Origin of the sequence: Anaerosolibacter sp. (assembly GCF_029240175.1) — a bacterium.
Taxonomy (GTDB): domain Bacteria; phylum Bacillota; class Clostridia; order Peptostreptococcales; family Thermotaleaceae; genus Anaerosolibacter.
The window spans coordinates 94,257-107,905 of sequence record NZ_JARBTM010000002.1; the positions used below are offsets into that span (position 1 = coordinate 94,257).

Genomic DNA, 13,649 nt, shown 5'->3' on the forward strand with positions numbered 1-13,649 from the left:
AAATGGAAGAGCGTCAATTCTTTATTGCAGAAGAATAAATAGAATAGTTGAATGCCTCGGAAAATAGTAAAGGCATATTTGAAAAATCAATGATAGGAGGATTGACATGGCAGAAAAATCTAGTGAGAACAGTGTGCGTTCAATACAAAGGGCACTAAATGTTCTACTATGCTTTACTTGGAATGAAAGGGAACTGACCTTGACAGAGATCACAGAAAGGCTAGGATTGGCGAAATCTACAATATTAAGACTGCTAACTTCTTTAGAGCTGGAAGGATTTATTACGAAGGATCAGAAAACCAACAGATATAAACTGGGACATAATATTTATTATCTAGGATTGATTGCTAAGGAAAGCTTAGATATTAGAAGAATTAGTCGTCCGATCATGGAGGAAATTGGTCAAGCATCTAAGGAAACGGTGAACCTATATCTATTGGATCAAAAGGATCGTATATGCTTTGAACAGGTAGAAAGTCCTCAAGCAATAAAACAGTCAGTAAGAATCGGAGAGCGTTTTGCCATATGGGCAGGGGCAACAGGGAAATCTATATTGGCACATCTAGAGGAATCTATGTGGTATGAAATGATGAATGATATAAAAGCACTTACAGATAATACAATTGTAGATCCTGATGCATTTATTGTAGAATTGAAAAAGATAAGAGCAGCTGGATATGCTGTCAGTGTAGGAGAAAAGGATTACGAAGTAGGTTGTGTTGCTGCACCTATCTTTGATGGATATAGGAAGACCATCGGATGTCTTTCTATATCGGGGCCAAGATTTAGATTTCCAGAAAACACAGATTTGTATAGTAAGCTGGTCATAGAGGGGGCAAAAAAGATCTCTAGCCAGTTGGGATATTATGAAAAAAGTCTTGAATATATGGAATATACAGGGTAGATAGGTGATGGCAGGTGGAAAATTCACAGTATTCGAATGCATTCGGTACCACAGATGTACTGTTGGTTTTGGTAACAACGATATGGGGACTAAATTATGTAGTTTCTAAGATTTCTTTGTCAGAAATGAATCCTATGGTATTTAATAGTCTGCGATTTATTATTGGTGCGGTGATCTGCTGGATCATTTTGTTGTTTAGAGAAACGAATTTTATGGTTAGTAAAAGAGAATTGTTTCATTTGTTCATTATGGGCATTGTGGCCCATGGAATCAATCAGGTGGCTTTTGTATATGGTGTATCTAAAACTTCTGCCTCAACGGCATCCTTAATCTTGGCGGCTACCCCTATGTGTGTAGCTTTCCTTGCTGGACTACTGAAGTTAGAAAAGGCTAGCCGTAAAACCATCATAGGAATCGTGATTTCTTTCGGAGGCGTAGCCTTGGTTGTTATGGGGGCAGTTGGCGGTATTGGGATCAATGTAGAATCAAGTATAGGGAATATATTGATTGTAATCGCTACGCTGTTTTGGAGTCTGTATACCATCATGATCCGTCTGTACTTTAAAGATATATCGATTGTAAAAGTTACAACCTATTCCATGACGATCACAGCAATTTTCTTTTCATTGATCTCCTCAAGGCAAATCATGGCAGCAAACTGGTTGGCTTATTCTGGTGCTGCTTGGGCTGGTGTGATCTATTCAGGAGTATTTGTATTTGGAATATCTTATACTCTTTGGAATATAGGAGTCCGGAAAGTAGGACCTACACGAACTTCTATTTATGCCAATCTGCCCCCCTTTGTGTCTATATTGACAGGGCGGTTGGTTCTTGGAGAAATGATCACAAAAACTCAGATCATGGGAGGTTTGTTCATTATATTTGGATTAATTTATGCAAATCAAAAAAATCCAACTGACCAACTAGAAAAGGGCCAGCATAAATTGTTTAAAGGGTAAATCAGCAGAAGGCTTCCCTATGAGTTTAAAGCTTAGTTTAAAAAACAAAGATTGATTCTATGAATGGATCAGTGGTAAGATGAGGAGAGAAAAGCAGTATTCCAATAACTGTTAATGTTCAAAGGAGGATATTTATGAAAAAGATTCTCATGCTACACGGAATAAACCATAATATGTTTGGGAAAAGAGATCCTGTCCAATACGGAACAATCACCCTTGATGAAATTAATGCCAAGATGAGTGAGTTAGGAAAAGAATTGGGCGTTGAAGTAATCAACTTCCAAACAAATCATGAAGGTGAAATGTGTGAAAGAGTACATCAGGCATTCATTGAAAAAGTTGATGCTGTGGTGATCAATGCTGGGGCATGGACCCATTATAGCTATGGCTTGAGAGATGCACTGGCAATTCTCACTGTACCAATCATTGAAATTCATATGTCTAACATCCACGCAAGAGAAGAGTTTCGTCATCATTCAGTATTTGCTGAAATTGTTAAGGGACAGATTTGTGGATTTGGTTTGGACAGCTATCTTCTTGGCTTAAGAGCTGCTGTTGGTGCCATGGAATAAATCATATTTCAAAGTAAACGAATAAAGTTTTAATCAAGAAAAGTTATAGGTGAGATGGATGTTTTTGTAATAGTTGCTTGTAAAAAGCAAATGTTCATGGAACGGTATCTCATCTATAGCATTTTTTCTATATAATGAAATTGTGAATATTATATGTCATGATTTATCAAAAAGATAGAATAAATGTCAATACTTCATTATAATAAAGATAGATAGAGGATAATATGAAATCGAAGGAGAAATGCTTCTACAAGTTATTATTTTTCAAACAATGAAAGGCTGAATAACAGGAGGATTGACATGGCAGAAAAATCTAGCGAAAACAGCGTGCGTTCAATACAAAGGGCATTAAACATTTTATTATGCTTTACCTGGGATGAGAGGGAGTTAACCCTGACGGAGATTGTAGAAAAAATTGGTCTGGCAAAATCTACAGTTTCACGACTGTTAACGACTTTAGAATTAGAGGGATTTATTGCAAAGGATCAGAAAACCAACAGATATAAATTAGGGCATAATATTTATTATTTAGGCTTGATTGCAAAAGAAAGCTTAGATATTAGGAAAATCAGCCGTCCGATTATGGAAGAAATGGGTCAAGCGTCCCAAGAAACTGTAAATCTTTATTTATTGGATCATAGAGATCGGGTATGCTTTGAACAGGTGGAAAGTCCTCTGCCCATAAAAAAGTCAGAGAAAATTGGGGAGAGGGTATCTATATGGCAAGGTGCTACGGGAAGATCCATATTGGCCCACTTAAAAGAAAGCATCTGGCATGAAATGGTGAAGGAATTAAGGCCAATCACAGAGGATACTATAGCAGACCCTGATGCGTTTATCACAGAACTTAATCGCATAAGAGAAAAGGGTTATGCGGTGAGTATAGGTGAAAAGAATGCAGAGGTAGGTTGTGTTGCTGCACCTATTTTCGATGCCCATAGAAAGGTAATTGGATGTCTTGCTATATCAGGTCCTAGATTTAGGTTCCCTGATAATATAGACTATTACAGTAGGCTAGTGACGGAAGGTGCTAAAAAGATATCCAATCAGCTAGGGTATTTTGAAGCAAGTCCTAGCTATATGGAGTAAGCTAGAAGAGATATATGCAAATGACAAATGTAAATAGATTAAAAATAAGGGATGATTCAAAATCATCCCTTATTTTTAATGGTAACATACAGCAGACTTGTTGTTTGTAACTGATAATGTGATTCGCAACTATAACATAAAAATCGTGTATTTGACAAATTTTGATTAACTTTTTCAATGATTCGTAGTATAATTATATAAAAAAGATTCCGCTGAATGGAAAACGATTCCACTGAATGGAATTCTAAAAAGAACTGGGGGGCTTCAATTGAGCAAGCTGAATTGGCGTGATTTAAAAATTGGATTTAAGTATGGTGTTGCGCTGTTTACGGCCATTATCCTATTTATCATTGCAGCTGGTGTTATTATTACTTCTTTGTTCGCCATAAGAGCGTCAGTAAATGATATTGAAATTAAGAACAATCGATCCCTTGCTATAACCCAAATGAGTACCTTGTTTAAAGAAAAAGAACTAATTATTTCTGAGTATATGACTTTTAAAAAAGCTGATGTAGTAGATAAATATATAAATGTGAAAACACAATTCGAAGCACTGGAATCTGAAATTCAACCTTACATGAATACAAAGGAATTAAATTTAGAGTTCTCCTTAATTGGAAAAAACAATCAATCAATGGATGATGCATTTATCGACAAGATGATACCTGAAATGAAAAAAATAATACTGAACAAGTTTTGTCAGGATTCATAAAAGTATCCTCTTTGAGAAATCCCACATCCATCCTCTTTGAAAATATCAGAGTGAAGATAGATGCCGAACGTAAGCAATCAGTAGATACGGCATATAAAAATATCGAAAAATCAGTTGCTATTTTAACAGCGGGTATACTTTCAGCCACAATCCTTGGTTGTATTTTGGTTTTCCTAATCAGTAGAAATATCAGTCACAATTTAAATCTAGTAGTCAAGACCACAGATAGAATTGCGAAGGGTGAACTTAACATAGAGGAAATTAAGTACCGAGGCAAGGATGAGGTGGGCCAACTATCCACTGCAATCAATCATATGACAATGAATTTACGAAGTATTATTCAGGAAATTGCAAATTCAGCAATAGAAGTAGATGAGGAGAGCAGTATACTAAAAAAATAGCAGATGAGGTGCAGCGAAGCAGTGAGCAAATAGCATTCACGATGCAGGAGATGTCTTCTGGCGCAGAAGAGCAAGCTGGATCTGCCACTGAAATTGCAAATTCCATATTTAGTTTAACGGAAGTAATTGCGGAAGCTAATAAAAACAAAGTTTTATTAGAAGCTTCTTCAAAGGATATTCTAGAAGTGGTTCAAAGAGAAAGAACCCATATGGAGACTTCTATTGGAAATATGTATCATATCAATGAGGTTATAAAAGAGTCGGTGACGAAGGTAAAATTATTAGATGAAAATTCAAAAAAGGTGTCTACTCTGGGACAAGTTATCAATGCCATTGCTGAGCAGACAAATCTATTGGCCCTTAACGCAGCGATCGAAGCGGCTAGAGCAGGCGAAGCAGGAAGAGGTTTTGCTGTCGTGGCCGATGAAATAAGAAAATTGGCTGAACAAGTAGGGAAGTCAGTAAATGAGATAACAGATATCGTTACAGGGATTCAAAAGGATTCAAAAAGTATGACAGCGTCATTGGTAGCAGGTTATGAAAATGTAGAAGAAAGTACCAAACAAATTAGAATTACAGGGGAAGGATTTGAAAAAATACATAATGAGGTTCTTTCTATGGTGGACAGAATCCAAGATGTATCTGCCAGTCTAGACGAAATATCTTCAAATAGTAACAAAATAAGTTTAGCTGGTGAACAGATTGCTGCGATATCTCAAGAAAATTCTGCAGGAATTGAGCAAACTGTTGCTTCTATTCAGCAGCAGAATGGTTCGATGGAAATGATTGCTAACAATACGCATTTATTAGCAAAATCAGCAAATGACTTAAAAAGCATTGTTGATCAATTTAGATTGTAAAAAATAAGGCACATGAAGTTTGTGTATTCTGTATATAGTTTAAAATTTTCATAAAATTTAATTTATACGGTTGACATGAATAGATATTACGTGTAAAATTAATTTTAATATTCTAAAAATTAATACTTAAAAGTGATGAGGGAGAGAAAAATACCATCCTAAGACTACAGAGAGCCAACGAGTTGCTGAGAGTTGGCGTCGAAGCGGTATATAATAATCACTCCTGAACTGCCGAGTCAAAAAGCGCAGGCTGAGTAGATGACGCCGGGATTCTGTTTTAAACAGAAGTGCCACCGTTATATGGCTAGGGTTAAAAAGATATGTTCTTTCGACCTGAAGAGTCAATTCATGTGAATGAATTGTGAACTAGGGTGGTACCGCGAAGATATCCCTCGTCCCTAGAATACAAAGAATTGTATTCTAGGAACGAGGGATTTTTTAATTTTATCGAAGGAGGTATGTATATGAGCAGAACGTTGTTGGCATATGTGAACAATGAACCGGAAGTGTTGATGAGAGTCACAGGATTATTCAGAAGAAAGGGTTTGGATATTAAACACATTAGTATGGGAGAAAGTAAAACCCCAGCCGTTGCATACTTAGTAACAACTTTGGCTGGAGAAAATCAAGACATCAATCAAGCCATCCATCAAATGAACAAACTCATCGATGTGTATCGGGTGGATGAAATCGCATATGGGTTTAATACAGAGCAGTTTATGGCCTTTGCTGATGAAAGTATTACAGCAAAAATGTAAATGGAAGCTTTAGAGAAAAACTTTGAGAAAATATAAATACTGAAAAATTAAGGGGGATTTAAAATGACAAAGATGTTTTATGAAAAGGATGCTAATTTTAGTTTAATACAAGAAAGAAAGGTTGCCGTCATTGGTTATGGAAGCCAAGGCCATGCCCATGCATTGAACCTCAAAGAAAGCGGCGTGGATGTGGTTGTGGGATTATACGAAGGAAGTAAGTCTTGGGAGAAGGCTGCCGCCGATGGTCTTACGGTAATGACCGTGGATGAGGCCGTAAAGAACAGTGATGCATTTATGATGCTAGTGCCCGATGAAAAGCAGTCAAAGCTTTATCAGGAATCGGTAAAGCCTCACTTAAAGGCAGGGGATGCCTTGATCTTTGCCCATGGATTCAATATACACTTTAATCAAATCATACCGCCTGCAGATGTGGATGTATTCATGGTTGCACCAAAGGGACCAGGGCATTTGGTAAGAAGGCTATATGCAGAAGGTACTGGCGTACCAGCATTGATTGCAGTACATCAAGACTACACAGGAAAAGCAAAAGAAATGGCTCTAGCCTATGCCAAGGGGATTGGGGCAGTCAAAGCAGGCGTGATTGAAACGACCTTCAAAGAAGAGACAGAGACCGATTTATTTGGAGAGCAAAGCGTTCTTTGTGGCGGCGTTACAGAGCTGATTAAAGCAGGATTTGATACTTTGGTGGAAGCAGGATATCAAAAAGAAGTGGCATACTTTGAATGTCTCCACGAAATGAAGCTGATTGTAGATTTGCTTTATGAGGGCGGCATGGAGAGAATGAGATACAGTGTCAGCGATACAGCGGAATACGGTGATTATATGGTGGGTAAACGAATTATTACTGATGAAACCAGAAAGGAAATGAAGAAAGTACTCAAGGAAATCCAGGAAGGTAAGTTTGCCCAGGCTTGGATATTAGAGAATATGACGGGGCGTCCTGTGTTCAATGCCCGCAGGAACGAAGAAGTACAGCATCCAATTGTGGCGGTTGGTAAAGAACTAAGACAGATGATGACATGGTTGAAGAAATAGGAGGTAGCTTATGAGAAGCAAAAGTGTAAAAGAGGGCGTTGAGAAAGCGCCCCATCGATCTCTATTAAAAGCATTGGGCTTAACAGATGAGGAAATGAGAAGACCATTTATTGGGATTGTCAACGCATATAACGAAATTGTACCTGGACACAAACATTTGAGAGAAGTGGCCGAAGCAGCAAAGCGGGGGGTCATGATGGCAGGGGGCGTGCCCTTTGAATTTCCAACCATAGCTGTATGCGATGGTATCGCCATGAACCACGTTGGCATGAAGTATTCTTTAGCCAGCAGGGAAATTGTGGCTGACAGCATCGAAATCATGGTGAAGGCCCATGGCTTTGATGGTATTGTATTGATTCCAAACTGTGACAAGGTTGTACCTGGTATGCTGATGGCTGCAGCACGACTCAATGTACCTGCTGTTGTTGTCAGCGGGGGCCCCATGTTAACAGGCCGTGTAGATGGCAAAAAAGTGGATGTAAGCACAGTGTTTGAGGCAGTAGGCGCGGTGAAAGCAGGAAAGATGACGGAAGAGGAACTATACCAACTGGAACAACATGCCTGTCCAGGCTGTGGTTCTTGCGCGGGAATGTTCACAGCGAATTCCATGAACTGTATGACGGAAGCTTTAGGATTGGCTCTCCCAGGTAATGGAACCATTCCAGCGGTATATGCGGAAAGATTAAGGCTGGCCAAGGAATCAGGGATGAAGGTTATGGAGTTGGTAGAAAAGCAGATCCTCCCAAGGGATATCATGAATGAAGAGGGGATCCGTAATGCATTAGTGGTAGACATGGCTCTAGGGTGTTCGTCTAACACGGTACTTCATCTCACGGCAATCGCCCATGAAGCAGAAGTGTCAGTGGATTTGGATCAAATTAATGCACTCAGCGAAGGAACACCGAATCTTTGCAGATTAAGTCCAGCAGGCAGTCACTATATGGAGGATCTTTATGAGGCAGGTGGTGTTCTGGCTGTGATGAATGAATTAGATAAAAAGGAGCTTCTTTACCGAGAAGCATTGACAGTGTCAAGAAAAACTGTAGGGGAACTGGTGAAGGGCCATCAGGTAAGGAGAAAAGATGTGATCCGTCCTATCGATGAGCCGTACAGCGCCACAGGTGGTATCGCCATTTTGAAAGGAAATCTGGCGCCAGAAGGTGCTGTTGTAAAAAAATCAGCTGTAGATGAGGCTATGATGCAGCATCAGGGCAAGGCAAGGGTGTTTAATGAAGAAAGTGAAGCTTCAGCTGCTATTTTAAATGGACAAATCAATCACGGTGATGTGATTGTCATTCGATATGAAGGGCCTAAAGGTGGACCGGGTATGCAGGAAATGCTGACACCTACATCAGCCTTGGCAGGCATGGGGTTAGATAAGTCTGTGGCACTGATCACCGATGGAAGATTCTCGGGAGCCACAAGGGGTGCATCCATTGGCCACGTTTCTCCAGAAGCCTATGAAGGCGGCCCTATCGCTTTGGTGGAAGAAGGAGATCAAATTGAGATTGATATTCCGAATAAAAAGTTGAATGTGCTGGTATCCGATGAGGTATTGGAAGGAAGAAAGCAGAATTGGAGGCCAGTTGTGAAGCAGCAAAGAGGGTACTTAAGGAAGTACAAAGGGCTTGTAAGCTCTGGGGCTGATGGTGCCATCTGTAGGGTGAAAGAATAAAGCATTGAAATGGGAAGGAGGTTTCCATATGGAGTTAAGCGGTGCACACATCGTATTGGAATGTCTAAAGGAACAAGGTGTAGATACAATTTTTGGATACCCGGGAGGTGCCGTCATTCCATTATATGATGCCCTCTATGATAACAAGGAACATTTTTTACATGTAAGAACGAGTCACGAACAGGGAGCGGCCCACGCAGCAGACGGATATGCCCGATCAAGTGGAAAAGTGGGTGTTTGTATTGCCACCTCTGGACCAGGAGCTACCAATACAGTAACGGGCATTGCCACAGCCTATATGGACTCTATTCCTATGGTTGTCATCACTGGACAGGTAGCCTCAGGATTATTGGGAAAGGATTCTTTCCAAGAAGTAGATATTACAGGGATTACCTTGCCCATTACAAAACACAGCTTTTGCATAAAGGATATAGAGAAGATTCCAGGTGCCATTCGGGAGGCGTTTGCTATTGCCTCTTCTGGCCGACCGGGGCCTGTGTTGGTGGACATTACCAAGGATGCCTTGATGGCCAAGGGACCCTATGAAAGACAAGAAAAATTGAAAGAACAGCAAAATGATGATTCTCTAGATGTGGCATCATGTATAGAAGCTGCGAGGCTTATCAATGAAGCCCAGCGCCCTGTAATCTATGCAGGAGGAGGGGTCAGTTATTCTGGTGGCGCAGACCAACTGCTGTATTTGGCTGTAAAAGGAGATATTCCCGTTGTAAATACACTAATGGGCCTAGGCAATTTTCCAAGAACTCATCCCTTATCTCTGGGGTTAGTGGGGATGCACGGTTTGCCGGAATCAAATATGGCAGTGACCAATAGTGATCTGGTGATTGCTGTGGGCTCTAGATTTAGTGATCGTGTCATTGGTGCTGTGAATGCCTTTGCGCCAAAAGCTAAGGTAATTCACATCGATATCGATCGAGGAGAAATTGGAAAAAACAAGGCCGTAGAGATGTCCATACTGGGAGATATTCGGGGGATACTTTTGGAGTTAGCAAAGAATATGTTTCAGAAGAATAGGAAAGATTGGCATCAAGAAATTGATGGGTGGCGCCATGAGTTTCAATCCAGTGGACAAAGACTACATGCAAAACAGATTCTCGATTGTGCATGGGAGAAGCTTAAAGGAGATGCCATTGTGACAACAGAGGTAGGACAGCATCAGATGTGGACGGCTCAACATTGGAAGTTTGAGTCACCAAGAACCTTCATTACATCTGGCGGGTTGGGCACCATGGGTTTTGGGTTGGGCGCTGCCATAGGGGCTCAAATTGCCTATCCTCATAGAAAGATCGTACACATTGCAGGGGATGGTAGTTTCCGAATGAACTGTAATGAGCTTGCTACGGTTGCCACCTATAAATTACCCATCATTACCCTGCTGTTTAACAATCAATCCCTTGGGATGGTACGGCAGTGGCAGCATCTTTTTAATAGCAGTAGATATTCGGAGACAGATATCCAAGACAATGTTGATTATATGAAGCTGGTGGATGCCTATGGATTAAGAGGGAGAAAAGTAGATAACATTAAGGATTTTGAATTGGCACTGGAAGAAGCGTTGACCGACGGCAAAGGCATGGTCATTGAATGTATGCTACATCAGGATGAAAGTGTGTATCCTATCGTACCTCCTGGGCAGCCCATTCAAGACTATATTTTGGAATAATGGGAGGAATAAGAATGCAAGACATATATGTTTTTTATCAAGGGAAGATTGTAAAGGAAAGTGAAGTACAGATCAGCATTAGGAGTAAGGCCTTTAACTATGGCCTCGGTTGTTTTGAAGGGATTCGTGCCTATTGGGATGAAGAAGCTCAGCAGCTTTACGTATTTCGATTAAAGGAGCATTTCGAAAGACTACAGGAATCTTGTAAGGCATTGTATATGAGCTTGCCTTATACGGTGGAAGAATTATGTCAGTGGACGGTAGAGCTTCTACGGAAGAATAATTTTAAAACAACAGTGTATATTCGCCCAGTGGCTTTTAAGGGATCAGATCATCTGTTTCCAACATTGTTTGATGATGACAATAGGGTACTGATTTATTGTCAGCCCATGGGGAACTTTGCTGGAAAAGATGCTTTCCGGGCTGCTGTATCCTCATGGAGAAGAATTTCTGACACTATGCTGCCACCAAGAACCAAGGCTACCGCTGCATATTTAAATTCAGCGCTGGCTTCTCTAGAAGCATTACAGAATGGATATGATGAGGCGATTTTATTGACAAAGGATGGCAATGTTTGTGAGGGACCTGGAGAGAATATTTTCTTAGTAAAGAAAGGCAAGCTGGTAACACCATCTCCAGCCGATGACATCCTCGAGGGGATTACTAGAGATACAGTAATGACCTTAGCCAAGGAAGAATTGGGTATGGAAGTGGTGGAAAGAAGTGTAGGCAGAACAGAACTTTACAGTGCGCAAGAGGTATTTTTTAGTGGAACAGCCATGGAGGTAACGGCTGTGGTGGAAGTAGATAACCGAAAAATCGCCGATGGTCAACCTGGAGAGATATGCAAAAAGATCAAGGCGCTTTTCTTTGATATAGCCCTAGGTAAGAACCAGAAATATGCCCATTACTGTACACCGGTGTATGAGAAATAGTGAAAGGGAGACTTTGGTCTCTCTTTTAATTTATAAAAAAATAATGGAATAGATGGAAAAATTTACTGAATTTTTTAATAGTTTTATGTAATGTTAACGAAGGATTATATCGAAATGTGTCGAAATATGATTTAGAAGTATAACTTACTCAAAGATTTACAAAAGTAAATGAAAAGCAGGGAGGTTGAAGCAATTGAAAAATACGAAATTTAGCATTAAGATGAAAATTTTAGCAACCTTGATTTGTGTTAGTGTAACTTTAACTTTGGCATTAACATTTACATCTTCCTATATGATGAAACAAATGGGAAATCATTCTAGGGAGCAGCTGGACCAACAGCTCCGTGAAGATTTTGACAGAATGATTAAATCCGAAGTTGAGGTAGCTGTCAGTCTATTGCAAGAACTTCATAAAAAAGCTCAAGAGGGTGAAATGACCTTAGATGAAGCAAAAGCCCTTGGTGCAGACCTCATTCGGGAACTAAGATATGGTGAAGATAATAGTGGTTATTTTTGGGTTGATACAGTAGATGGGGTAAACGTTGTCCTTCTAGGAAAGGCAGAGGTTGAAGGGAAGAGTCGAATTGACAGCCAGGATGCAAACGGACTATTTTTAGTAAAAGAAATTATTGCAAATGGTCGGAAAGAGGGCGGCGGTTACACGGACTATTGGTTTCCAAAGGCTGGAGAGACGGAGCCCTTGCCAAAGAGGGGGTATAGTTTAGAATTTAAACCCTTCGGTTGGGTTGTAGGTACAGGTGCATATATCGACGACATTGATCAGATCGTAAAGGAAAAGGAAATAATATTAGAAGCGTATAGAAGTAAGAGCCTGTATATGACATCGGCCATTGCCTTGATTCTTTTGCTCATTACTGCTATGGTAACCTTTTTTATGGGAAAGAGAATTACCGATCCAATTATACGATTGACAAAGCTTATTGAGAAAACAGCAGGCTTTGACCTGTGCCATGATCAATCCTTTGAGGATTTGCAAAGGAATACGGATGAAACAGGCATGATGGCGAAAGAAATGCTGGATATGAGACAAGCATTAAGGCGGATGATAGGAGATATCAGAAATCAATCTCAAACGCTGGGAACCAACGCAAGTGCCCTTTCTATCAATACAAATGAGACAGCCCTGTCCATTGATGAAGTAGCCAAAGCCATTGAAGAATTGGCAAGCGGTTCAACAGATCAAGCGGTTGAAACCAGCGAAAGTTTATCAAAGTTGGGACAATTGAATGAAAGAATCAATGATTTGATAGAAAGTACAATTGTTATCAGTAAACACTTGGATCAAACAAATGAAATTACAAATCGCTCTACAACCACGGTAAAAACTTTACAACACAATTTTAAGCTGAATAATCAGGTGACTGCTGAGGTTGCTGGAAATGTAAACAGTCTAGCCCAGAAATCTAATTCCATAGGAGAAATTGTTGGCGTGATTCAGGCTATTGCCGACCAGACCAATTTATTGGCACTCAATGCTGCCATCGAAGCGGCAAGGGCTGGCGAAGTTGGAAGAGGTTTTGCAGTGGTTGCAGGAGAGATAAAAAAATTAGCAGAGCAAACAGCCCAATCTACTGATCAAATTAAAAATATTACTACAGAGATACAAAAGGAGATTGAAGCTGCAAGCCATAGCATGGATCAAGCGAAGGGTGTTGTGGCGAAAGCGGATGAAGCAACTATCGAGGTAGGCAAGGCTTTTGAAGAGACCTCCAATGCATTATTACAAATTACCCAGCAGATGGAAAAGCTAGTTGACAGTGCACACAAAGTGGATCAATACAAAGAAGGAGTTACAGCATCGATTGAGAATATTGCTTCTGTTACCCAGCAAGCATCGGCATCTACCCAAGAGGTATCTGCATCAGTGGAGGAACAAACGGCAACGATGGTTGAAATTGCTGAGATGTCTGAAAGGCTTAAGCAGTTGTCTATGGAATTAGAAGATAAAATACGTATTTTTAAGCTATAAATATATGGTTCAATATAAAACCCTTGGTATGACATAAAATTATGTCATACCAAG

13 protein-coding genes and 1 other annotated feature are annotated in these 13,649 nt (G+C 40.0%); all 13 genes read left to right on the plus strand.

Annotated elements, in window-relative coordinates; all coding sequences use genetic code 11:
• Positions 1–106: 106 nt before the first annotated feature.
• The 13 genes from K0R93_RS01685 (at position 107) to K0R93_RS01745 (ending at position 13,595) form a co-directional block, all read left to right on the plus strand.
• A complete protein-coding gene (locus K0R93_RS01685) occupies positions 107–904 on the plus strand; it encodes an IclR family transcriptional regulator (RefSeq protein WP_300296632.1) in 798 nt (265 codons plus the stop codon).
• A gap of 14 nt (positions 905–918) precedes the next feature.
• Positions 919–1,863, plus strand: coding sequence for a DMT family transporter (locus K0R93_RS01690; protein WP_300296635.1), 945 nt, complete (start codon positions 919–921; stop codon positions 1,861–1,863).
• Positions 1,864–1,997: 134 nt separating this feature from the next.
• Positions 1,998–2,435, plus strand: a complete 438-nt coding sequence (gene aroQ / locus K0R93_RS01695) for a type II 3-dehydroquinate dehydratase (RefSeq protein ID WP_300296638.1) — start codon at positions 1,998–2,000, stop codon at positions 2,433–2,435.
• 300 nt (positions 2,436–2,735) lie between these two features.
• Positions 2,736–3,524, plus strand: a complete 789-nt coding sequence (locus K0R93_RS01700) for an IclR family transcriptional regulator (protein ID WP_300296641.1) — start codon at positions 2,736–2,738, stop codon at positions 3,522–3,524.
• Positions 3,525–3,792: 268 nt separating this feature from the next.
• The gene (locus K0R93_RS01705; protein WP_300296644.1) at positions 3,793–4,236 is read left to right on the plus strand and encodes a hypothetical protein; all 444 of its coding nucleotides are present in this window, start codon (positions 3,793–3,795) and stop codon (positions 4,234–4,236) included.
• 11 nt (positions 4,237–4,247) lie between these two features.
• A complete protein-coding gene (locus K0R93_RS01710) occupies positions 4,248–4,637 on the plus strand; it encodes a HAMP domain-containing protein (RefSeq protein WP_300296647.1) in 390 nt (129 codons plus the stop codon).
• An 8-nt stretch (positions 4,638–4,645) separates the two neighbouring features.
• The gene (locus tag K0R93_RS01715) at positions 4,646–5,497 is read left to right on the plus strand and encodes a methyl-accepting chemotaxis protein (RefSeq protein ID WP_300296650.1); all 852 of its coding nucleotides are present in this window, start codon (positions 4,646–4,648) and stop codon (positions 5,495–5,497) included.
• Positions 5,498–5,623: 126 nt separating this feature from the next.
• Positions 5,624–5,900: a binding site (T-box leader), on the plus strand.
• A gap of 61 nt (positions 5,901–5,961) precedes the next feature.
• Complete coding sequence (gene ilvN, locus K0R93_RS01720; RefSeq protein ID WP_300296653.1) at positions 5,962–6,255, plus strand: acetolactate synthase small subunit; 294 nt, start codon at positions 5,962–5,964, stop codon at positions 6,253–6,255.
• Positions 6,256–6,318: 63 nt separating this feature from the next.
• The gene (ilvC, locus tag K0R93_RS01725; RefSeq protein ID WP_300296656.1) at positions 6,319–7,311 is read left to right on the plus strand and encodes a ketol-acid reductoisomerase; all 993 of its coding nucleotides are present in this window, start codon (positions 6,319–6,321) and stop codon (positions 7,309–7,311) included.
• Between the two features lie 10 nt (positions 7,312–7,321).
• Positions 7,322–8,986 carry a dihydroxy-acid dehydratase gene (gene ilvD / locus K0R93_RS01730; RefSeq protein ID WP_300296659.1) on the plus strand — a complete coding sequence of 555 codons (1,665 nt, stop codon included), beginning with the start codon at positions 7,322–7,324 and terminating at the stop codon, positions 8,984–8,986.
• A gap of 28 nt (positions 8,987–9,014) precedes the next feature.
• Complete coding sequence (gene ilvB / locus K0R93_RS01735; protein WP_300296662.1) at positions 9,015–10,670, plus strand: biosynthetic-type acetolactate synthase large subunit; 1,656 nt, start codon at positions 9,015–9,017, stop codon at positions 10,668–10,670.
• Positions 10,671–10,684: 14 nt separating this feature from the next.
• The gene (locus K0R93_RS01740) at positions 10,685–11,605 is read left to right on the plus strand and encodes a branched-chain amino acid transaminase (protein ID WP_300296666.1); all 921 of its coding nucleotides are present in this window, start codon (positions 10,685–10,687) and stop codon (positions 11,603–11,605) included.
• Between the two features lie 193 nt (positions 11,606–11,798).
• Complete coding sequence (locus K0R93_RS01745) at positions 11,799–13,595, plus strand: methyl-accepting chemotaxis protein (protein ID WP_300296669.1); 1,797 nt, start codon at positions 11,799–11,801, stop codon at positions 13,593–13,595.
• Positions 13,596–13,649 lie beyond the last annotated feature (54 nt).